Here is a 22,515-nt window from a genome sequence, read left to right as displayed (position 1 = left end):
CCCGGCCCCGCCCCAGGGGTCAGAGGGGTTCCTCGACCTCTGCGAGGGTGACGTCGACCTCCTGCTCCTCGCCGTCGCGCTCGATGGTGAGCGTGACGACGTCACCGCCCTGGTGGGAGCGGACGAACACGATCACCTCCGACGGCTCGGTCACGGGCGTGCCGTCGAACGCGGTGATGATGTCCCCGGGCTCGATGCCCGCGTCGTCACCCGGTCCGTCGGGGACCACGCCGTCCTCGTCCTCGACGACCCGCACGCCCTCACCGAAGTAGCTCGGGTCGAGGCTGATGCCGATCTGGGCGAACGAGGCCGTGCCGTCCTCGATGAGCTGGCCGACGGTGGTCTCGACCTGGTTGGCGGGGATCGCGAAGCCGAGACCGATGCTGCCCGCGCCGCCCTCGCCGCTGGAGTAGATGACCGAGTTGATGCCGACGACCTCGCCGTCGTAGTTGAGCAGCGGCCCGCCCGAGTTGCCGGGGTTGATCGCGGCGTCGGTCTGCAGGGCGTTGATGTAGCTCTCGTCGCCGGGATCGCCCGCGGTGACGGGCCGGTTCCGCGCGGAGATGATCCCGGCGGTCACCGTGCCGGTGAGACCGAGCGGGGCGCCGACGGCGATGACCAGGTCGCCGACGACGACCTCGTCCGAGTCGGCGAGCACGAGCGGCGTGAGGCCCTCGCGCGGGACCTGGAGGACCGCGAGGTCGTATCCCGGCGAGCGGCCCACGAGCTCGGCCTCCTCCTGCGTCCCGTCGTGGAACGTCACGGTGAGCTGGCCACCGTCCAGCGCGGGCTCGACCACGTGGTTGTTCGTCACGATGAGGCCGTCCTCGGAGTAGATCATCCCCGTGCCGGAGCCGCCGACCTGGCCGTTGCGGGCCTCGATGTAGACGGTCGAGGCGAGCGCGATGTCCGAGATCTGGGCGACCGACGCGTCGGGCCGGTCGACCCCGACCGCCCCGCTCGCGGACTCGGGCGGATCCGACTCCTCGGAGTCGTCCTCGCCGATCACGGCGCTCGACTCGTCCCACAGCAGCCAGCGGCCGCCGAGCGCGCCGAGCACGAGGCCCGCCAGCAGCGCGACCGCCGTGATGAGGGCGACGACCGGCACGGCCACGCCCCGGCGCTGCGACCGGCCGGAGCCTCCGCCGTCTCCCGCGGACGCGCTGCGGTCGGCGCCGTAGCCCGAGCCACCGGCTGCGCCCGACCCGGCGCCGAAGCCGGAACCCGGGCCCGCACCGGAGCCGCCACCGAAGCCGCTGCCGGGGGCCGACGGGCTGCCGAACCCGCCGAACGAGGAGCCGGACCGGTCAGGCTGACCGGGCGACCCGACGGGCGCCGCGAAGCCGTGCCCGGGCTGGTGCGCCGCGCCGGCGGCCGACGCCGGGGAGCCCGAACCGGCCGCGGCCGCGCCCACTCCCGCCGCGGTGGGACCGGCGGAGCCGGAGAAGGACGACGACGAACCCCCACCGGGGCCCGCCTCGGGCTGCCCCGCGGGCCGGGTGGTCTCGGAGCTGCCCGCGCCGGGTGCACCGGCGGAGGGCACGCCGTGGGCCGCCGAGCCGTTGCTCGGCGAGGTGTACGCAGGAGCGCCAGGTCCCGTGGCCCCCGGGCCCGGGGCGGCGGAGCCGGCCGCCCCCTGCCCGTACGGACCGGGGGCCGCTCCGGGCCCACCGGGGGTGGGGCCGCTCTCGCCGGGAGCACCCTGGAAGGGGCGTGTGGCCCCGCTCTCGGGGGACCCCGCCATCGGGGAGTCTGGTCGGCCACCGACCTCGTGCGTGCCGGTGCCGGTGGGGCGCGCCGAGGGCATCGGCTGGCGCGCACCGGAGGGCATCCACCGGCCGTCGCCGTTGTCGGCGCGGTCCCGCGGCATCCCCACGGGACGCGCCGGGTTGGCCGGTCGCTGGGCGGGGCCGGGGTCACCGGCGGGCGCCCCCTGGGCGTGCCGGCCGCCAGGCTCGTCGCCGTCGTCCGTGGGCGGGGCGAACCGCGAGTACGGGCCCCCCTGCGTCGGGCCGTCCTGGCCCTGGCGCCCGTCCGGGTGCTGCGCGTCGTCGCCTCGACCCGGCCCGGCGGGGAACTGTCTCTCGTCGGCCATGTGACCCTCCTTCGTCCGGGCTTACGGTATCGCCGCGGGCGCCCCCGCGGGTGCGGACGCACGGTGAGCGCTCCCCGTCCTGCGCCTGGTCCCCGCCCCGGGCGACACCCGCCACCGGGCCCGTCGTGACCCGTCTCCCCCTCGGACCTCGCACCACCACCGGGCCCGTCGTGAGCCGTCTCCCCCCTCGGACCTCACACCACCACCGGGCCCCCTCGTGGCCCGCTCCTCGCACCCGGTTCCCACCCCCGGCCCTCACCCCGTCCCCGGCCCGCCTCCCGGCACCACGTGGGGCGCCCGCCTACGATCGGACGCAGTCCGGCACGCCGTGCCGTGGGAAGGGAGGACCGGATGTCGGTCGACAAGGCGCAGTCGTGGGCCTACGCGGAGGAGTTCGCCGCCGAGGGCGAGGTCATCACCCAGGCGCGTGCGCGCTCCGAGGAGCTCGGCGTCGGGCCGGTCTCCGCCGGGACGGGCGCGGTCCTCCGGCTGCTCGCCGCGACCGTCCGGGCCAAGGCCGTCGCCGAGATCGGCACCGGCACCGGGGTCTCGGGCCTCTGGCTCCTCGCCGGCATGCCGTCCGACGGCGTCCTCACCACGATCGACGTCGAGGGCGAGTACCAGCGTTCGGCCCGCGAGTCGTTCCTCGCGTTCGGCGTTCGTCCCGCCCGCACCCGCCTGATCTCGGGCCGCGCGCTCGACGTGGCGCCGCGCCTGGCGGACAGCGCCTACGACCTCGTCCACGTCGACGGCGACCCGGCCGAGGCACCGGAGTGCGTCGAGCAGGCCGTCCGCCTCCTGCGTCCCGGCGGCGTCCTCGTCGTCTCCGGCGCGCTCGCCGGTGACCGCGTCGCCGACCCGGCACGCCGCGACGACACGACCGTCACCGCGCGCGAGCTCGTCCGCTCCGTGCGGGACGACGAGCGCCTCCTGCCGACCCTGCTCACCGCCGGCACCGGCGTGGTCGCGGCCGTCCGGGTCTGACCGACGCGGGTCCGGCCGACACAGGTCCGGCCGACACAGGTCCGACCCACCGGGCTCAGGCCTCGCGCCCGTCCGGACCGAGGCCCACGAGCCAGTGCACGAGCAGCGCGGCGCCCACCCCGGTCGGCGCGCCCGTGGCGAGCCGCTTCCCACCCGTCGACCGGCCGGTCCCAGCGATGTCGAGGTGCGCCCACCGGCGCCCCTGGGTGAACCGGCGCAGGAACATGGCGGCGAAGATCGTGCCGCCCACGGCGTGGACGTCGGCGCGCGGGGTCTGCCGCACGTCGGCGAGGTCGGAGTCGAGTGCCGCCTCGGAGTCGTCGGGCATCGGCAGGCGCCACACCTTCTCCCCCGCGGCGTCACCGGCGGCGGCCAGCTCCTCCGCCAGCGCGTCGTCGGTGGCGAACAGCGCCGAGACCGTCGTCCCCAGCGCGATCTTGGCGGCTCCCGTGAGGGTCGCGACGTCGAGGATCGTGTCCGGGTCGGCCACGTCGATCGCGTGCGTCAGTCCGTCGGCAAGGACGAGGCGGCCCTCGGCGTCGGTGTTGCCGATCTCCACGGTGCGGCCGGACAGCGTGCGCACGACGTCGCCGGGGCGGTAGGCGCCGCCGCCGAATGCGTTCTCCGCGAGCGGCAGCACGGCGGTGACGGTGTGCGGCAGGCCGAGCCGGGCGGCCGCGAGGACGGTGGCGAGGACGACCGCCGAGCCCGCCATGTCCGTCGACATCGTCAGCATGCCGTCGGTCGGCTTCTTCGACAGGCCGCCGGTGTCGAACGTGATGCCCTTGCCGACGAGCGCGACCCGGCGACCGACGGGCGACGCGGGCGTGTAGGTGACGGTGACGAGCCGCGGCGGCGTGGGCGACCCGGCCCCGACGGCGAGGATCGCGCCGGCCCCGCGCTCCGCGAGGCGCGCCTCGTCCTGGACGTCGACGCTCACGCGCGCCCTGACCTCCGGCTCGAGCCCGTCGACGAGGTGCTGCGCGGCCGCGGCCGTCCACGCGGGGTTCTTGACGGTCGAGCGGGTCGCCGTCAGCGCCCGCGCGTGGTGGGTGGCGGTGACGGACTCGCGCGCGGCGGCCGGCACGTCGGTCCCCTCCGACCAGCCGGGCACGAGCAGCTCGACCGCCCCGACCGGGGGCTTCGCGGAGCTCGTGCGCGCGCGCGTCGGCAGCCGGTAGGCGTCGAGCCACAGGCCGGCCGCGAGGGCCGCCACGGCATCCGCAGGGGCCGCGGGGACGGCCGGGTCGCCGGCGGGCTGCTCGGTCGCTGCGTCGTCGGGGCCGATCGGGTCCGCCGTGCCCGCCGGGTCGGCGGCCCGAGCCGACTCGAGGACGACGACTCCGGAGGCCGCCCCCGCGAGCGCCCGACCGAGCCCGAGGCCCGCGGCGCGCAGGTCCGCGACTCCGGCGTCGCCGGTGCGGACGAGGTGGACGGTGGCCGGCAGTCCGGCCCACGGCACGTCGACGCCGTCGCGCATGCGCGGGAGCCGGACGGTGCGGACGCTGCCCGCGGTGCCGTCGGTGAGCTCGGCCTCGAGGTCGATGCCGTAGCGCTCGGCGACCTCGCCGGCGCGCGGTCCGGGGCCGTCCGCACCGACGAGGAGGGCAACGGCGTCGGGCACGGGGTCCGTGGCGAGCGCGTCCGACCACGGCCGGTCGCTGACGTCGAGCCCGGGAAGGCCGACGGGCGGCAGGTCGACGACGGGGGTGTCGCTCGGTTCACTGGGCACGGGACTCCTTCGGGGACGCCGACGGCCGGCCGCGTCGCGCGGCCGGCCGTCGGTGGGGTGTCTGGCGTCGGTCGGTGTCAGGAGGCGACGGCGGCGAGCGCCTCGCTCAACTCACCGGCCTCGGTCGCGTTGAGCTCGACCACCAGGCGGCCGCCGCCCTCGAGCGGGACGCGCATGACGATGCCGCGTCCCTCCTTCGTCACCTCGAGCGGCCCGTCCCCGGTCCTCGGCTTCATCGCTGCCATTGCCGCACCTCTCGTTCTCCTGCGTGATCGGGCCCGCAGCACCGGGGACCTACCCCGAAACCGTCTGCGCGGACACCATGGCCTCGTCCATTCTAGGTCACACCGGGACCTGTGCCGGATCGTGCGGTAGGGTCCGCCCCCGTCACGACCCGGGCGCCCTGCCGGGCGCCCCCTCACCCGACCCGGTCGTCCTCCGGGGTCGACCCGTCGGGCCGTGGGTAGGTGTCGGGGTCCTCGGCCGGGAAGATCTCGCCCTGGTACTTCGGGTGCATGAGGTTCTCGCGCGAGAAGAGCTCGTCGATGCGCGCCTCGTCGAGCAGCCCGAGCTCGAGGACGACCTCCTTGACGGACCGGCCGGAGCGGGCGGCCTCCTTGCCCACGCGGTCGCCGTTGTGGTGGCCGATCACCGGGTTGAGGTAGGTGACGATCCCGATCGAGCCGAGCACGTCCGCGAGGCCGACCTCGGGATTCGCGGTGATGCCGTCGACGCACTTCTCGCGCAGCCCGATCGCGGCGTTGCGGAGCAGCGAGACGGACTCGAAGAGGACCTGGGCGATGACGGGCTCCATGACGTTGAGCTGGAGCTGGCCCGCCTCGGACGCCATCGTCACGGTGACGTCGTTGCCGATGATGTTGAAGCACACCTGGTTGACGACCTCGGGCATCACCGGGTTGACCTTGGCCGGCATGATCGACGACCCGGCCTGGAGCTCGGGCAGGTTGATCTCGTTGAGCCCGGCCCGCGGGCCGGAGGACAGCAGGCGCAGGTCGTTGCAGATCTTCCCCAGCTTGACGGCGACGCGCTTGAGCCCGGCGTGCATGGAGACGTAGGCACCGGTGTCCGACGTCGCCTCGATGAGGTTCTCCGCGAGGACGACCGGCAGGCCGGAGACGTCGGCGAGGCGCGCGACGGCGAGCTCCGAGTAGCCCTCGGGGGTGTTGAGGCCCGTGCCGATGGCGGTGGCCCCGAGGTTGACCTCGAGCAGGAGCTCGGCGAGGCGGGAGAGGTGGCGGACCTCCTCGCGCAGGAGCACGGCGAACGCGGTGAACTCCTGTCCCAGGGTCATCGGGACGGCGTCCTGCAGCTGCGTGCGGCCCATCTTGAGGACGTCCGCGAACTCCTCGCCCTTGGCCTCGAAGGCCGCGGCCAGACGGTCGATCTCCTCCCACAGCTCACGCACCACCGCGTAGACGGCGAGGCGGAAGCCGGTCGGGTAGGCGTCGTTGGTCGACTGGCTCTTGTTGACGTGGTCGTTGGGGTTGACCACGTCGTACCGGCCCTTCTCGAGGCCGAGCTGCTCGAGGGCGAGGTTGGCGACCACCTCGTTGGTGTTCATGTTGACCGACGTCCCCGCGCCGCCCTGGAACACGTCGATGGGGAACTGGTCCATGCACCGGCCGCCCACGAGGATCTCGTCGCACCCGTCGGCGATCGCCCGCGCGACCTTCGGCGGGATGGTCCTCAGCTCGCCGTTGGCGAGCGCGCAGGCCTTCTTCACCTGGACCATCGACCGCACCATCGCCGGCACGTCACCGATCGTCGACGAGCTGATCCGGAAGTTCTCGATCGCCCGCTGAGTATGGATGCCGTAGTACGCATCCGACGGCACCTCGACGCTCCCGAGCAGGTCGTCCTCGGTCCTCGTGCTCATCCGTGCTGCTCCCTCGCGCGCGTGGTCGTGGGCGGCCGACGGGACGGGCCGCCGCCGCCAGTGTCCCGGATCGGGGCGTGCGCCACCTCCCGGGCGCGCGGAGGACACGGACGCGACGCACAGGACAGCGCCGGCAGCTCGGCGGACCGGGGCGGGCCTCCGACCTCGGGGTCGGGCCAGGTGGGCGCGCGGCGGCTACTCGGGCCGGCCGTCGCCCTCCTCCTCGGCGGCCTGCTGGGCGCGCTTCTCGTCGGCGAGCCGCTGGACCCGGGACAGGACGGCGTCGACGGCCTCCTCGGCGGTGTCGACGACCGGCATGAGGTCGACGTCGTGCTCCGAGATCGTGCCGCGCTCGAGCATCGTGCCGGCGACCCAGTCGACGAGCCCGCCCCAGAAGTCGCTCCCCACGAGGACGATGGGGAAGCTCGTCACCTTCTGCGTCTGGACGAGCGTGAGTGCCTCGAAGAGCTCGTCCATCGTGCCGAGACCGCCCGGCAGGACGACGAAGCCCTGGCTGTACTTGAGGAACATCGTCTTGCGGGCGAAGAAGTAGCGGAAGTTGACGCCGAGGTCGACGTACTCGTTCATGCCCTGCTCGTGCGGGAGCTCGATGCCGAGACCGACGCTGAGGCCGTCGCCCTCGACGGCGCCGCGGTTGGCGGCCTCCATCACGCCGGGACCACCGCCCGTGACGGTGGCGAACCCCTCGGCGGCGAGCCGGCGGCCGACCTCGCGGGCGATCTCGTACTCCGCGGCCCCCTCCCCCAGCCGGGCGGAGCCGAAGACCGAGATCGCGGGCCCGAGGTCGGCGAGCGCCCCGAAGCCCTCGACGAACTCGGACTGGATGCGCATGACCCGCCAGGGGTCCTGGTGGACGAAGGACCCGTCCTGGTCCGGCGCGAGCAGCCGCGCGTCGGTGGTCTGGTCGGGGATCAGGTCGCGTCTCAGGAGGACCGGTCCCTTCCGATAGGTGCCGTTCGTCAGGCGTGCGGACCGCTTCTCGACACTCATGCCATCAGTGTGGCCCACCGACGGCGTGCGGCGCGCACGGATCCGCGGGTCAGTCTCCCCCGCCCGCGGTGTCGAGATCGAGACCCGGGGCGAGCCAGGCGCCGAGCGCCCGCGCGCAGTCGCGCACCTGGGCGGTCGGGCAGCGCTCGTCGTCGGCGTGGGCGAGCATCGGGTCCCCGGGGCCGAAGTTGAGGGCGGGGATCCCGAGCTCGGCGAACCGCGCGACGTCGGTCCAGCCGTACTTCGGCCCGACGCTCCCGCCGGTGGCCCCGGTCAGCTGCTCGACGGCGGCGGCGAGCACCGGGTCGTCGAGGCCGGGGCGGGCGCCGCCCGCGGCGTCGGACAGGACGATCTCGGCATCGATGCCGTCGAGCACGGACCGCACGTGCGCGGTCGCCTCCTCGACCGAGCGCGACGGCGCGAACCGGTAGTTGACGGTGACCGTGCAGGAGTCGGGGATCATGTTCGTCGCGATCCCGCCGGTGATGCCGACCGCGTTGAGGCCCTCGCGGTAGACGAGCCCGTCGACGGCGACCTCCGCCGGCTCGTAGTCGGCGAGCCGCTCGAGGATCTCGCCGGCGGCGTGCACGGCGTTGTGGCCGCGCCAGGCACGCGCGGAGTGCGCGGTGACGCCGCGGGTGGTGACCTCGACGCGCAGCGTCCCGTTGCAGCCGCCCTCGACCCCGCCGGCGGTGGGCTCGCCGAGGACGGCGACGTCGCCCGTCACCCAGTCCGGGTGCTCGCGCACGACCCGGCCCAGGCCGTTGAGGTCGGCGGCGACCTCCTCGTTGTCGTAGAGCACCCACGTGACGTCGTGATGCGGTGCGTCGAGCCGGGCCGCGAGCCAGAGGGCGACCGCGACGCCGCCCTTCATGTCGACCGTCCCCCGGCCCCACAGCACCTCGGCGCCGTCCTCGACGCGCCGCTCGGTCGGCAGGTTGCCCGCCAGGGGCACGGTGTCGATGTGGCCGGCCACGACGATCCGCGAGTCCCGTCCGAGCTGCGTGCGGGCGACCACCGTGTCCCCGTCGCGCAGGACCTCGAGGTGACCGGTCGCGCGCAGGGCGGTCTCGATCGCGTCGGCGAGCGGCGCCTCCGCGCCGGAGACGGAGGGGGCGTCGCACACCGCCTGGAAGAGGTCGACGAGGTCGCAGGTCGCGAGGTCGGGCAGGCGCGCGGCGGGGGCTGCCGGCGCGGGGTGGGAGCCGGTATCGGCGGGGTCGCTCACCGCCCCAGGGTAGTCGGTGCCCGTGGTTCTCACTCCTGGCCCTGCTCGCCGGTCACGTGCAGGGTGCGCGCCGCCTCCGTGATCGACCCGCTGAGCGAGGGGTAGATGGTGAAGGCGTTGGCCACCTGGTCGACCGTCAGCCGGTGCGTGACCGCGAGGGTGATCGGCAGGATGAGCTCGCTGGCCCTCGGGGCGACGACGACGCCGCCGAGCACCGTGCCCGTGGCGCGGTCGGAGATGACCTTGACGAAGCCGTCGGTGATGCCGAGCATCTTCGCCCGCGGGTTGCGCCCCAGCGGCAGGATCGAGATCGATCCGTCGACCTGTCCGGAGGCGCAGTCCTGCGCCGTGGCGCCGATCGTGGCGATCTCCGGAGCCGTGAAGATGTTGGCGGAGACGGTGGACAGGTCGAGCGGCGGCACGGCGTCGCCGAGCGCGTGCCACATGGCGATCCGGCCCTGCATGGCGGCGACCGAGGCGAGCGGGAGGACGCCGGTGCAGTCGCCGGCGGCATAGACGCGGAACGCGCGGGTGCGCGAGACGCGGTCGACGACGACGTGCCCGGAGTCCGTGGTCTCGACGCCCGCCTCCGCGAGCCCGATGCCGTCCGTGGCGGGGATGCCACCGACGGCGACGAGGCAGTGCGAGCCCTCGACGACGCGGCCGTCGGTCAGCTCGACCTCGACGGCGTCGCCCACCCGGCGCACCGCCGCGGCGCGCGAGCGGGACAGGACGGTCATCCCGCGGCGCCGGAAGACGCCCTCGATGAGCTCGGCCGCGTCCGCGTCCTCGCCCGGGAGCACGCGGTCGCGGGAGGAGACGAGGGTCACCCGGGCGCCGAGCGCGTTGTAGGCGCCGGCGAACTCGGCACCGGTGACGCCCGACCCGACGACGATGAGGTGCTCCGGGAGCGTGTCGAGCGCGTACATCTGCGCCCAGGTGAGGATCCGCTCGCCGTCGGGCTGCGCGGTCGGCAGGACCCGCGGGGTCGCGCCGGTGGCGAGGAGGACCATCTCGGCCTCGAGCTCGCGCACGCTGCCGTCCGCGAGCGTAGCGGTCACCCGGCGCGTGCCGCCGTCGGAGAGGGTGCCGCCGAGCGCGCCGGTGCCGTCGACGATCTCGACACCCTCGCGCTCGAGGCGGGTGCGGATGTCCTCGGACTGGCGGGCCGCGAGCTCGCGCACGCGCGCGTTGACGACGCCGAGGTCCGCGTACAGAACGCCGACGCCGCTCTCGGGCACCTCGTCGGAACGGATGCCGAGCTCGTGGGCGGACTCGGTGACGGTGAGCCACTCGGCGGTGGCGATGAGGGTCTTCGAGGGGACGACGTCGGTGAGGACGGCCGAGCCCCCGAGTCCCTGGCGCTCGACGAGCGTGACGCGGGCGCCGAGCTGTGCGGCGACGAGGGCCCCCTCGTAGCCGCCGGGGCCGCCGCCGAGGATGACGACGCGCGAGCCGCCGCGGACGCCCGAGGGGCCCGGACGCTCGGCGCCGTGCTGCGGCGCGGTGGTCGGGGCGGGGGCGGCGGACGCGCTCGGCGGCGCGCTGGTCGTCTGGCTCACGGCGGACATGGTTCCAGAGTCGCGGCCCTCCCGCGCACGGTTCGCGCCCGCGCTCCGGCGGCCTCCGCGTCGCTCGCACCCCGCACGCGCAGTAGGTTCGGGGGATGACCGACGCGCAGGGCAGCGAGACCGCACCGATCGTCCTGGGACCCGACGTGCTGGGCCGGGCCCGCACCTGGGCCGAGCAGGATCCGGACCCCGCCACGCGGGCCGAGCTCGAGGGGCTCATCGCGCTCGCCGGGACCGACGAGGACGCGGCCGCCGAGCTGTCGAGCCGGTTCGCCGGCCCGCTCGAGTTCGGCACCGCCGGCCTGCGCGGCGAGATCGGCGCCGGCGAGACCCGGATGAACCGGGCCACCGTCACGCGGGCGACCGCCGGGCTCATGGCCGCGCTCACCGCCGAGATCGGTCCGGACCCGGTCGTGGTGATCGGGCACGACGCCCGGCACGGCAGCCACGAGTTCGCGCGCGACGCCGCCGAGATCGTCGCCGGCGCCGGCGGCCGCGCCCTCCTGCTGCCGCGCCCCCTGCCGACCCCGGTGCTCGCGTTCGCGGTCCGTCACCTGGGAACCGACGCCGGGATCATGGTCACGGCCTCCCACAACCCGCCGCGGGACAACGGCTACAAGGTCTACCTCGGCGGACGGGCCGTCCCGGCCGAGGAGCGCGGGACGCAGATCGTGGCTCCCTGGGACGCGCGGATCGCCGAGGCGATCGCCGCCGTCGGGGACCTGCGCGAGCTGCCCCGCGGGGAGCGCGAGGGGCTGGGCGAGGAGATCGTCGAGGCCTACCTCGACCGGGTCGCGTCGCTCGTGCCCGCGGGCGCCGCGGAGGGCCTGACGATCGTCCACACGTCGATGCACGGGGTCGGCGCCGAGACGGCGCGGGCGGCGCTCGCGCGCGCCGGGGTGAGCGAGCTCCACGAGGTGGCCGAGCAGGCCGAGCCGGACCCCGACTTCCCCACGGTCGCCTTCCCCAACCCCGAGGAGCCCGGCGCGCTCGACCTCGCCCTCGCCCTCGCCCGCGGGACCGGCGCCGACCTCGTCATCGCCAACGACCCCGACGCCGACCGCTGCTCGGCCGCGATCCCGGCATCGCACGCGGCCGGCGGGTGGCGGCAGCTGACCGGCGACGAGATCGGTGCCCTCCTCGGCGACCAGGCCGCACGCGCGGGGACCGGCACCCCGACGACCTCCGGCTCGACGCCGGACGGCACCTCCGCAAGCGCCTCCGACGGGCGCCCCGTGCTCGCCAGCTCGGTGGTGTCCTCCCGCCTGCTCGGGCGGATCGCCGCCGCGCACGGCATCGACCACGCCGTCACGCTCACCGGCTTCAAGTGGATCGCCCGCGCCCCGCGGATCGTGTTCGGCTACGAGGAGGCGATCGGCTACTGCGTGGACCCGGAGGGCGTGCGGGACAAGGACGGCATCTCCGCGGCCGTCCGGCTCGCCGCCCTCGCCGGCGAGACCCACCGCGCCGGTCGCACGCTCCAGGACCTCCTCGACGACCTCGCGCTCGCCCACGGCGTCCACGTGACCGCGCCGCTGACGGTCCGTGTCACCGACCTCACCCTCATCTCCCGGGCGATGACGCGTGTCCGCGAGCAGCCGCCCACCGAGCTCGGCGGGTCGCCCGTCACCGTCTCCCTCGACCTCGCCCACGGGTCCGCGGACCTGCCGCCGACCGACGGGGTCGTCTGGGAGACCGAGATCGGCGACCGGGTCGTCGTGCGCCCCTCGGGGACCGAGCCGAAGCTCAAGTGCTATCTCGAGGTCGTGCAGCCGGTCGGCCGGGCCGGGCTCGCCGCCGCCCGCGAGGCCGCCGATACCCGGATGGCCGTCCTGCGCGAGGACGTCGCCGCCGCGATCGGGATGTAGCAGCCGCGCGCGCCCGGTCCTTCGCCGCCCCACGCGGCGTCGACCACGCGTGGTGGCGCCGCAACCGCACGCGCGCCGACGGCAGACTCCGTGGCCGCAGCTGCCGCTCAGCCGGCCCGCGGCACCGGGAGCAGCGCGATCACCACGTGGCTCCACGAGCCCAGCGCCTTGAGGGGCGTTGAACGAGCGAGGAGGTCGGCCACGGGGACGAGGTGGTCGAGCCCGCGGGACGGGTCGTAGATCGTCAGGGCGGGCGCTCCCGAGGCGTCGAGGCCGGGCCCGCTCCCCCGGTCCTGCGCCGGCCGGGCGAGCACCACGTGCCGGGGGACGGCCTTACCGAGGCCCCCACCGAGGTCGCCGGAGGTGTACAGCGGGACCGGCAGTCCCGCCAGCGTGGCCGAGTGGACGGCCGCGAGGACGTGGGCGGCACGCTCGGAGCGGTCGTCGACGGGGGTCCACCGGTACCGCACGCCCGGGAACCGCGCCTCGCGGGCGGCGGCCCACGGCGGCGTGCCGAGGCTGTCGGGCCAGTCGGCCACCCCGAGGGCTCGGTGGGACGTGGCGGCCTTGACGAGCCGCTGCGCCGCGTCGAACCGGTGCTCCGGGGAGTCGAGCGTCAACCCCTGCTCGGCGAGCTCGGCGAGCTCGGCGCTCCGGGCCGCGTCCGGGATCTCGGGCCGAGGCGCCGTCGGCTCCGTCCCCTCGGCGATCCAGCGCTCGAGCTCGGGGTCCCCGAGCGCGGCGAGGACCACGAGGGACGCGGACCCGCACGTGGTCGGGTCGCGCTGGACGGCGTGCGCCCCGCCGATCTCGGCCCGCACGCCCGCGAGCGCCCGCGCCTCACCGGCGGTCGCGGCCCGCTGGGTGTCCTCGGCCAGGCCTGCCGCCCGCGCGGGCAGGACGGCGCTCGAGAGCCGGCGGGCCAGGTGGCCGGTCCGGACGGGTCGGGCGAACGGGTCGATCAGCGTGGACAGGGTGACGTGGGCCCACGGGCGGGGCGACGGCGTCGGCATGCGCCCAGGGTGCCGCGCCCGGCCGCGCGGCGCCACCGTCAGGCGGTGATCCGGCCGAGCACGACCTCCCCCGCCCCCGACGGGGCGTCGTCGCTGATCGCGAGGGCGCCGTCGAGCGCCTCGAGCGCGCGAGCGACCCGCCCCTCGTCGTCGGTGTGCAGGGTGAGGACGGGCTGCCCGGCGGCGACCCGCTCCCCCTCGCGGGCGTGGATCTCGACCCCGGCGCCGGCCTGGACGGCGTCGCCCTGCCGCGCGCGGCCGGCGCCGAGCCGCCAGGCGGCGACCCCGATCCCGAGCGCGTCGAGCCGGCCGACGACGCCGGCGCGGTCGGCCGTCACGGTGTGCGTGTGCCGGGCGATCGGGAGGTCCGCGTCCGGGTCGCCGCCCTGACCGGCGATCATCCGGCGCCACACGTCCATCGCACGGCCGTCGTCGAGGGCGGCGGCCGGGTCGGCGTCGGGCCGGCCGGCGGCGTCGAGCATCTCCCGGGCGAGGGCGAGCGTGAGGTCCCGGACATCGGCCGGTCCCCCGCCGGCGAGGACCTCGACTGACTCGCGGACCTCGAGCGCGTTGCCGGCGGTGCGGCCGAGCGGCGTGCTCATCTCGGTGAGCAGCGCGGTGGTGCGCACCCCGGCGCGCTCGCCGAGGTCGACCATGGTCGTGGCGAGCTCGCGGGCGCGGTCGAGGTCCGTCATGAACGCACCGGAGCCGACCTTGACGTCGAGGACGAGCGAGTCGGTGCCCTCGGCGATCTTCTTGCTCATGATCGAGCTGGCGATGAGCGGGATCGCCTCGACCGTGGCGGTCGTGTCCCGCAGGGAGTAGAGCTTCTTGTCCGCCGGGGCGAGCCCGGACCCGGCGGCGCAGACGACCGCCCCGACGTCGCCGAGCATCCCCATGATCTGCTCGTTCGTCAGGCTCGCCCGCCACCCGGGGATCGCCTCGAGCTTGTCGAGCGTGCCGCCCGTGTGGCCGAGCCCGCGGCCGGAGAGCTGGGGAACGGCGACGTCGAAGACCGCCACGAGAGGGGCGAGGGGCAGCGTGATCTTGTCGCCCACACCGCCGGTGGAGTGCTTGTCCGCCGTCGGGCGGCCGAGGGAGGAGAAGTCCATCCGCTCGCCCGAGGCGATCATGGCCGCGGTCCACCGCGCGGTCTCGGCGCCGTCCATGCCGCGCAGGTAGATCGCCATCGCGAGCGCGGACATCTGCTCGTCGGCGACGACGCCGCGCGTGTAGGCGTCGACCACCCAGTCGATCTGGTCGTCGGACAGTCGGCCGCCGTCCCGCTTGGTCCGGATGACGTCGACGGCGTCGTGACGTTCGGTCATGGGTGCTCCCCCGGTCGGTCGTGGGTCGGGCGGTCGTGGGTCGGGCGGTCGTGGGTCGGGCGGTCCCCGGCGGGGTCGTGCTCGGCAGGACACTGCTCGGCGGGCCGGTGCTCGGCGCGCCGGGCGGCCCGGGCGAGGTCGTCCTCGCCGAACGCGAACGGGACGACCTCCTCGATGGTGCGGATGCCCGCGGCAAGGGCGAGCGGCATGCCGGGCGCCGCGTGCTCGACGAGGAGCTGGCGGCAGCGCCCGCACGGGCTCAGGGGCGCACCGTCGCCGCCGACGCAGGCGAACGCGACGAGCCGGCCCCCGCCGCCGCGGACGAGGTCGGACACGAGCCCGCACTCGGCGCACAGCGTGACCCCGTAGCCGGCGTTCTCGACGTTGCAGCCGGAGACGAACCGGCCGTCGTCGACGAGCGCGGCGGCGCCGACCGGGAACCCCGAGTAGGGGACGTACGCGGCCGCGCACGCCTCGCGGGCGAGCGACGTGAGCCGCTCCCAGGTCTCGGGCCCGACCGGTTCGGGGGTGGCCATCGCACTCCTTGCCTCGCGCGGGCCGGCCCGCGCGGCCTCGGGCCTCAGCCCTTGATGTAGGGGATGTTCTCCGCGGCGGGCGCGCGGACGCGGCCCACGAGGCCCGCGACGGCGACGATCGTCACCGCGTAGGGCAGCATGAGCAGGATCTCGGACGGCACGGGCGAGTTGATCGACGACAGGACGTTGCCGACGTTCTTGGCGAACCCGAACAGCAGGGCCGCGGCGACCGCCCCGACCGGGTTCCAGCGCCCGAGGATCATCGCGGCGAGCGCGATGTACCCCTGCCCGGCGGACATGTCCTTGCCGAAGGCGAGCCCGGAGCCGACCGTGAGGAACGCGCCGCCGAGCCCGGCGACGGCGCCGCCGAGCATGGTCGACCAGACGCGGGTACGGATGACGTCGATGCCCACCGTGTCGGCCGCCTTGGGGTGCTCGCCGACGGCGCGCAGGCGCAGGCCCCACCGGGAGCGGAACAGGTAGATCTGCAGCGCGATCACGCCGGCGAACATGAGGTAGACGAGGATCGACTGGTTGAACAGCACCGGACCGACGATCGGGATGTCGGACAGCCACGGGATCGGCAGCTCGGGCAGCCGCATCCGCTGGTTGAGGTCCGTGCCGTCGCCGGAGAGCACGGTGGAGAACAGGAAGCCGGTGACACCGAGGACGAGGACGTTGAGCACGACGCCGACGATGATCTGGTCGACGTGGTACTTCACGGAGAAGAGCACGAGCAGGCCGCCGACGAGCGCGCCGGCGACCGGTGCGGCGACCATGCCGACGTAGGCGGACGCGGTCATCGAGGCGACGACGGCCGCGAGGAACGCGCCGGCGAGCAGCTGGCCCTCGATGGCGATGTTGATGATGCCGGAGCGCTCGCACAGGATGCCCGACATCGCACCGAACACGAGCGGGACCGACAGCGCGAGGCCGCCTGCCACGAGCGAGGTGACGGGGATGATCGTCGGCCGCCCCGCGCCGACCCAGGTGAGGAACGCGATGACGAGCGCGAGGACGCTGATCACCTGGAGCCACACGGTCACCCGCTTGCGGGACCACGCGAGGAAGGTGACGACCCCGAGGACCGCGACGATGACGAGCCCGAGGACGAGCACGGTGGTGAAGCCGGGCAGCTCGACGTTGGGGATCTGGACGACGTCGTTGCGCAGGGAGAACTGGAACGTGGTCGCGCCCTCGGGGGTGCGCGGCAGGAACCAGCCGAGCACGAGGAGGGCGAGGACGGCATGGACGATCGTCCAGCGCCAGGACCGCGGGGCGAGCTCGTCCCGCGTGGTCTGCTCGATGGGCCCCTGGTCGGGCGTGAGGTCGCGCTCGGCGACGGCGGCGCTCATGACTCCTCCGAGGTGCTGGTACGGGCGTCGGCCGTGGCGGTGGCGTCCGCGGCGTCGTCGGCGGGGGCGGTGGCATCGGTGCCGCGGCGGGACCCGCGGGCGGACCGGGACGTGCCGCTGCGCCTGCTCTCGCGGCGCTTCCTGGCGGGCCGCGTCGGGTCGGGCAGGTGGAAGATCCACCGCACGAGCGGGGGCGCCGCGATGAACAGGACGATGACGGACTGCAGGACGAGGATGAACTCGATCGGCATCGCCGCGGGCGCACCCTCGAGCGGGGTGGTGTTCGTCGTCGACATGAGGGTGCCGCCGGCGCGCAGCGCGCCGAAGAGCAGGCCGGCGAAGAACGTGCCCCACGGTCGGGACCGGCCGAGCAGGGCGACGGTGATCGCGTCGAACCCGTACGTGCCGGCGACGCCGAGGGAGAGGTACTTCTCGGTCCCGAGGACGGGGCCGGTCGCGGCGAGTCCGCACAGCGCGCCCGAGACGGCCATCGCCACGATCGTGGCCTTGGGCACCGAGATGCCGGCGGTGCGCGCGGCGTCCGGGTTGGCACCGACGGCGCGGAGCTCGAAGCCCCAGGTCGAGCGCTCGAGGAACCACCAGGTGAAGACCGCGGCGAGGATCGCGACGATCAGGCCGGCGTGCAGGCGGAAGTCGGCACCGAGCAGCAGCGGGTAGGTCGCGTCGGGGTCCACCCGGAAGGACGTCTGGCCGTTGGGCCGCTCGCCGCCGAACACCGTGGACTTGAGGACGTACAGGACGAGGAACCCGGCGATCGAGTTGAGCATGATCGTCACGATCACCTCGTTGGCGCCCGTGCGCGCCTTGAGGATGCCGGCGATCGACGCGTACGCCGCCCCGCCGACCGCACCACCGACGATCGCCACGAGCAGGTGGAGGACGACCGGCAGGTCCCAGCTGAACCCGATGTAGGTGGCGACGATGGCGCCGAGGATGATCTGGCCCTGGCCGCCGATGTTGAACAGGCCCGCGCGGAAGCCGATGGCCAGGCCGAGGCCGGCGAGGATGAGCGGGACCGAGTTGACCAGGGTGTTGGACAGGGGCTGGAGCGCGCCGGTCAGCGAGTCGGCGCGGAAGTCCCAGATGGCCCCGCGGAACATCGCCTGGTAGGCGCCGTACACGGCGTCGATCGCGGCGTAGATCGTGTCCCAGGGGCGCGCGAAGAAGTAGCTCGACGTCTCGGCGACCCGCGGGGAGGACACGATGACGAGGATCGACCCGACGACGAGGGCCACGACGATCGCGAGGACCGTGACGAGCCAGCCCTTGGTGGAGATGTCCCGCAGCGTGCGCGGCCAGTCGCGGCGGCGGCCGCTCGCGGTCGACTCCTCCTCCCCCGGGCCGGCCACGGGCCCGGCGGCCGGGTCGCCCGGGACGCGGGCCGCGGCGGCGTTCGACTCGGTCACGAGACCTCCTCCTCGTCGGCTGCGCCGAGGGTCGTGCGGTGGGTCGCGGCCTGAGCGGCCGCCTCGTCTGCGGGCACGCCCGCCATCATGAGCCCGAGGGTGTCCCGGTCGGTGTCCCCGGGGACGACGCCGACGATCGCGCCGCGGTACATCACGGCGATGCGGTCGCCGAGGGCGACGACCTCGTCGAGCTCGGTGGAGACGATGACGACCGGCGTGCCCGCGTCGCGCTCGGCGACGATCCGCTGGTGCATGAACTCGATGGAGCCGACGTCGACCCCGCGGGTGGGCTGGGAGGCGACAAACAGCCGCAGGGGCTTCGACATCTCCCGGGCCATGACGACCTTCTGCTGGTTGCCGCCCGAGAGGGTGGAGATCGGGTCGTCGACCGAGGTCAGCCGCACGTCGAACTCCTTCGTGCGCTCCTCGGCGTTGCGGGCCACCTCGCCGGGCCGCATCGACGGCCCCGCGGCGAAGGGGGCGGTGTCGTAGAGGTCGAGCACGTAGTTCTCGGCCACGGAGAAGGAGGAGATGACGCCGTCCGTCGACCGGTCCTCCGGGACGAAGCCGAGGCCGCCGTGGAGGCGCTGCTTGACGCCGCGGCGCGTGACGTCCTTCCCGTCGAGGGTGAGGCGGCCGCGCACCGGTCGGGTGAGGCCGAGGATCGTCTCGGTCAGCTCGGTCTGCCCGTTGCCCTGGACGCCCGCGACGACGAGGATCTCGCCCCGGCGCACGTCGAGCGACACGTCGTCGAGCACCACCCGGTTCTCGTCGTCGAGGACGGTGACGTTCTCGAGGGCGAAGCCCTCGCCGGAGGGCTGGGCCGGCTCCTTGGCGACCTGCATCTCGACGGGGCGCCCCACCATGAGCGAGGCGAGCTCGGCCTCCGGCAGGGACGGCTCGACGGTGGCGACGACCTTGCCCCTGCGGATGACGGTGATGGTGTCGGCGACCGCGCGGACCTCGCGGAGCTTGTGGGTGATGAAGACGATCGAGGTGCCCGCCGCCTTGAGCTCGCGCATGATGGCGATGAGCTCGTCCGTCTCCTGCGGGGTGAGCACGGCGGTGGGCTCGTCGAGGATGAGGATGGAGGCCTGGCGGGACAGGGCCTTGACGATCTCGACGCGCTGCTGGGCGCCGACGGGGAGGTCGCCGATGCGCGCGTCGGGATCGAGGTCGAACCCGAAGCGCGAGGAGATCTGCCGGACGAGACCGGCCGCCTCCCGCTTGCGGATGAGGCCCGAGGGGCCGGTGGGCTCCTGGCCGAGGACGACCGACTCGGCGACGGTGAACACGGGCACGAGCATGAAGTGCTGGTGGACCATGCCGATGCCGGCGGCCACCGCGTCGCCCGGTCCGTCGAGCTCGACGGGCTCGTCGTCGATGAGGATCTGTCCGCCGTCGGGCCGGTAGAGGCCGTACAGGACGTTCATCAGGGTGGACTTGCCGGCGCCGTTCTCGCCCAGGAGGGCGTGGATCTCGCCGGGCCGGACCACGAGGTCGACGGAGTCGTTGGCGACGAGCGGCCCGAAGACCTTGGTGATGCCGCGCAGCTCGAGCTTCACGGGAGTTGAGCTCCTTCGCTCTTCGTCTGGGCCGGCCGACGCGGGGAGCGGGACGGCGGGCGGGTCGGGGCGGTCGTCACACTAGCGCCGACCGAGGGGGACGCCACGGCGGCCCGGCCTACCGGGCCGGGCCGCCGTGGGTCGTACGACCGCTCAGGGTCGCGGCGAGATCACTGCTGCGGGCTGGACACCGACTCCACGGTGCGCTCGCCGGAGATGATCTCCTCCTCGAGCTCCGCGAGCCGGTCGACGAGCTCGGACGGCACGTCCGCCTCGAAGTCGTGGAACGGGGCGATGGACACACCACCGTTCTCGAGGGTGCCCACGTACGGGGTGTTGTCGAAGCTGTCCTCCTCGTAGTCCCCGACGGTGTCGACGACGGACTGGCCGATCTCCTTGAGGACCGAGGTGAGCACGATGTCGCCGTAGTCGGTCGACTCGTACCAGTCGGAGTCGACGCCGACGATCATGACGTCGCCGGCCGACTCGGCGGCCGCGGCGGCACCGAGGCCGACGGGGCCGGCCACCGGCATGATGATGTCCGCGCCCTGGGCGATGAACTGGTCGGCGAGGGTCTGGCCCTGCCCCTGGTCCTCGAAGTTGCCGGTGAAGGAGCCCTCCTGGGCCTCCTCGTCCCAGCCGAGGACGGCGACGTCGGTGCCGTTGTCCTCGTTGTAGGCGTCGACGCCGAGCGCGAAGCCGTCCATGAAGATGGTGACCGACGGGAGCTGGATGCCGCCGAAGGTGGCGACGATACCGGTCTCGGACATGCCCGCCGAGGCGTAGCCCGCGAGGAAGGCCGCCTGGACGGTGTCGAAGATGAGCGGGCGGCCGTTCTCGAGCTCGACGGGCTGGAAGTCGTCGGTCTGGAAGCCGGAGTCGATGAGCGCGAAGCTGACGTCGGGGTTGTCGTTCGCGGCCTGCTCGATGGCGTTCTCGAGGAGGAAGCCGACGCCGAACACGAGGTTGCAGCCCTGCGAGATGAGGGAGTCGACGTTCTGGGTGTAGTCGGCGTCCGTCTGGGACTCGACGAGGATCTGGCCGATGCCGTACGTGTCGACGGCCTCCTGCAGGCCCTCGGCGCCGGACTGGTTGAACGACTGGTCGTCGAAGCCGCCCTGGTCGGAGACCATGCAGGCGGTCGTGTCGGACGAGGCACCGGTGGCGCCGCCCGAGGCGGACTCGCTGCCGCTCTCCGAGCCCGTCTCGCCGCCCGTGTCCTCGGCGGGGGTGGACTCGTCGCCGTCGGCCGAGCCCTCCTCGTCGGGCGCGTCGCCGCAGGCGGCGAGCACGAGGGCCGCAGCGAGGGCGACGCTGCTGAGGGTGAGGGTCTTCTTCACGCGATCTCCGATCCGTCCGGCGTCGGCTCCGATTGCCGACGCACCGGGGTGAGTGCGGCTCACACTAGTGGCCCGGACGGCCCCGTCCGGCCAGTTGATGCGCATCCGTGACCGGCCCCGTTGTCGCGTCGGTCACCCGGTCGACACCGGTTGTTCGCCCACTGGATCGCGGGTCCGAGGAGTGGGACCCGGCGGGCCGCGACGCGGCGGTGAGGAGGCCCTGTCGGACGGCGCCGAGCCGGTCCCGTCGCGGTCCCCGGCGAGGTCCGGCCGGCGGTCAGGAGGACGCGTCGGAGGCACCCGTGAGGGCCACACCGGCGAGGACCTTGGCGCCGGCGGCGAGGGCACGCTCGTCGAACTGCGCGTCCCCGCGGTGGAGGTCGTAGGTCGTCCCCCCGGGGGTGCGGGTGCCGAGGCGCGCGAGCGCACCGGGGACCCTGCGCAGGTACCAGGCGAAGTCCTCCCCACCGAGCGACTGCTCGGTCAGCTCGGTCGAGTCCTCGCCGAGGACCGACTTGGCCGCCCGGTCCAGGGCTCGGGTGGCGCGCTCGTCGTTGACGACCGGCGGGATGCCCTGGAGCACCTCGACGTCGACCTCGACCCCGAAGGGCTGGAGCATCGCGCGCACGGCGGGCTCGACGAGCGCACCCGCCTCCTGCCAGGCGTCGGCGTCGAGGCAGCGCAGGGTGCCGCGCAGCACGCCGGTCGACGGCATGGCGTTGGCGGCGGTCCCGGCCTGGATCGCGCCGAACGTGAGGTCGACCCCGATGCGCGGGTCGAGTCGGCGGCGCAGCACGGCGGGCAGGCCGGTGACGACGGTGGCCAGGGCGTTGACGACGTCCCCGGTCAGGTGCGGCCTCGACGTGTGGCCGCCGTCGGAGCGCACGTGGACGGTGACGGCGTCGGAGGCCGCGGTGATCGCGCCGATGCGGCTCCCGAGCCGGCCGACGTCGAGCTTGGGGTCGCAGTGCAGCGCAAAGATCCCGCCCACGCCCTCGAGCACGCCGTGCTCGACCAGGGTGCGAGCGCCCGAGGGCTGGGCCTCCTCGGCCGGCTGGAAGATCGCACGCACGCCGCGGGCCAGTCGGCCCGCCGCGTCGAGCTCGGCGAGCGCCAGGGTGGCGCCGAGCAGGGCGGTGGTGTGGATGTCGTGCCCGCAGGCGTGGGCGGCCCCGCGCCGCTTCGACGCGAACGGCAGCCGCGTGGTCTCGGGGATCGGCAGCGCGTCCATGTCGGCGCGCAGCGCGAGCCGCCCGCCGGGCACGTGCCGGCCGCCCGATCGGCGGGACCGGTCGGCGGGGGTGCTCGCGCCGTTCGGCGGGGCGGGGTGGGAGCGGCGGGGGTCCGGACCGAGGTCGACGACGACGCCGGTCCCCGCGACCCTGCGCGGGCTCAGGCCGGCGCCGATGAGGACCTCCTCGACGAACGCAGCCGTCTCGTGCTCGGTGAACGCCGTCTCCGGGTTCATGTGGATGCGGCGGCGCCACGCGACGAGATCGTCGGAGCGGGCGTCGATCGAGGAGACGACGGCGGACAGCAGGTCGGGGGCAGGCACCGCTCAACGG

The 22,515-nt window shown here is 74.6% G+C and carries 16 protein-coding genes and 1 pseudogene; 2 read left to right on the top strand and 15 right to left on the bottom strand.

From position 1 onward, the window contains the following. Nucleotides 1-19 precede the first annotated feature (19 nt). Complete coding sequence (locus tag ACPYO6_RS14375; protein ID WP_425715455.1) at nt 20-2,095, bottom strand: trypsin-like peptidase domain-containing protein; 2,076 nt, start codon at nt 2,093-2,095, stop codon at nt 20-22. 351 nt (nt 2,096-2,446) lie between these two features. On the opposite strand from ACPYO6_RS14375, the gene ACPYO6_RS14370 reads away from it, so the two are divergent. After that, complete coding sequence (locus tag ACPYO6_RS14370) at nt 2,447-3,079, top strand: O-methyltransferase (protein WP_425715454.1); 633 nt, start codon at nt 2,447-2,449, stop codon at nt 3,077-3,079. Nucleotides 3,080-3,134: 55 nt separating this feature from the next. Here ACPYO6_RS14370 and ACPYO6_RS14365 read toward each other — a convergent pair whose 3' ends face one another. From ACPYO6_RS14365 to ACPYO6_RS14340, 6 genes are all read right to left on the bottom strand, one after another. After that, a complete protein-coding gene (locus ACPYO6_RS14365) occupies nt 3,135-4,811 on the bottom strand; it encodes a leucyl aminopeptidase family protein (RefSeq protein ID WP_425715453.1) in 1,677 nt (558 codons plus the stop codon). A gap of 77 nt (nt 4,812-4,888) precedes the next feature. After that, complete coding sequence (locus ACPYO6_RS14360; RefSeq protein ID WP_425715452.1) at nt 4,889-5,056, bottom strand: DUF3117 domain-containing protein; 168 nt, start codon at nt 5,054-5,056, stop codon at nt 4,889-4,891. A 173-nt stretch (nt 5,057-5,229) separates the two neighbouring features. After that, complete coding sequence (gene aspA, locus ACPYO6_RS14355) at nt 5,230-6,708, bottom strand: aspartate ammonia-lyase (protein WP_425715451.1); 1,479 nt, start codon at nt 6,706-6,708, stop codon at nt 5,230-5,232. 195 nt (nt 6,709-6,903) lie between these two features. Then, entirely contained in the window at nt 6,904-7,719 is an 816-nt protein-coding gene (locus ACPYO6_RS14350; RefSeq protein ID WP_425715450.1) for a TIGR00730 family Rossman fold protein, read from the bottom strand. Between the two features lie 49 nt (nt 7,720-7,768). Beyond that, nucleotides 7,769-8,947: a succinyl-diaminopimelate desuccinylase gene (dapE, locus tag ACPYO6_RS14345; RefSeq protein ID WP_425715449.1), complete on the bottom strand. Its 1,179-nt coding sequence runs from the start codon at nt 8,945-8,947 to the stop codon at nt 7,769-7,771. Nucleotides 8,948-8,976: 29 nt separating this feature from the next. Continuing rightward, complete coding sequence (locus ACPYO6_RS14340; protein ID WP_425715448.1) at nt 8,977-10,509, bottom strand: NAD(P)H-quinone dehydrogenase; 1,533 nt, start codon at nt 10,507-10,509, stop codon at nt 8,977-8,979. Nucleotides 10,510-10,613: 104 nt separating this feature from the next. Between ACPYO6_RS14340 and ACPYO6_RS14335 the strand changes: the two genes are divergently transcribed. After that, nucleotides 10,614-12,386 (top strand): phospho-sugar mutase, encoded by a 1,773-nt coding sequence (locus tag ACPYO6_RS14335; protein WP_425715447.1) that lies wholly within the window; start codon nt 10,614-10,616, stop codon nt 12,384-12,386. 107 nt (nt 12,387-12,493) lie between these two features. Here ACPYO6_RS14335 and ACPYO6_RS14330 read toward each other — a convergent pair whose 3' ends face one another. From ACPYO6_RS14330 to ACPYO6_RS14295, 8 genes and pseudogenes are all read right to left on the bottom strand, one after another. Further along, nucleotides 12,494-13,399, bottom strand: a complete 906-nt coding sequence (locus ACPYO6_RS14330; protein ID WP_425715446.1) for a hypothetical protein — start codon at nt 13,397-13,399, stop codon at nt 12,494-12,496. Nucleotides 13,400-13,437: 38 nt separating this feature from the next. Then, the gene (locus tag ACPYO6_RS14325; protein ID WP_425715445.1) at nt 13,438-14,727 is read right to left on the bottom strand and encodes a thymidine phosphorylase; all 1,290 of its coding nucleotides are present in this window, start codon (nt 14,725-14,727) and stop codon (nt 13,438-13,440) included. 131 nt (nt 14,728-14,858) lie between these two features. Then, nucleotides 14,859-15,263 (bottom strand): annotated as a pseudogene (locus tag ACPYO6_RS14320) (cytidine deaminase); the annotation flags it as partial. Nucleotides 15,264-15,307: 44 nt separating this feature from the next. Next, entirely contained in the window at nt 15,308-16,618 is a 1,311-nt protein-coding gene (locus ACPYO6_RS14315; protein WP_425715444.1) for an ABC transporter permease, read from the bottom strand. Continuing rightward, nucleotides 16,615-18,045, bottom strand: a complete 1,431-nt coding sequence (locus ACPYO6_RS14310; protein WP_425715443.1) for an ABC transporter permease — start codon at nt 18,043-18,045, stop codon at nt 16,615-16,617. The genes ACPYO6_RS14315 and ACPYO6_RS14310 overlap by 4 nt, the downstream gene beginning before the upstream one ends. Next, nucleotides 18,042-19,610 (bottom strand): ABC transporter ATP-binding protein, encoded by a 1,569-nt coding sequence (locus tag ACPYO6_RS14305; RefSeq protein ID WP_425715442.1) that lies wholly within the window; start codon nt 19,608-19,610, stop codon nt 18,042-18,044. Before ACPYO6_RS14305 ends, ACPYO6_RS14310 begins: the two co-directional genes overlap by 4 nt. Nucleotides 19,611-19,780: 170 nt before the next feature. Further along, complete coding sequence (locus tag ACPYO6_RS14300; protein ID WP_425715441.1) at nt 19,781-20,950, bottom strand: BMP family lipoprotein; 1,170 nt, start codon at nt 20,948-20,950, stop codon at nt 19,781-19,783. Between the two features lie 277 nt (nt 20,951-21,227). Further along, on the bottom strand, nt 21,228-22,505 hold the full coding sequence (locus tag ACPYO6_RS14295) for an amidohydrolase (protein ID WP_425715440.1): 1,278 nt from the start codon (nt 22,503-22,505) through the stop codon (nt 21,228-21,230). Nucleotides 22,506-22,515: the final 10 nt, after the last annotated feature.

This window comes from Georgenia sp. Z1344 (assembly GCF_049856295.1).
Lineage (GTDB): Bacteria > Actinomycetota > Actinomycetes > Actinomycetales > Actinomycetaceae > JB111.
Note: the sequence above shows the minus strand (reverse complement) of the source record. Positions and strands in the feature narration are given on the sequence as shown.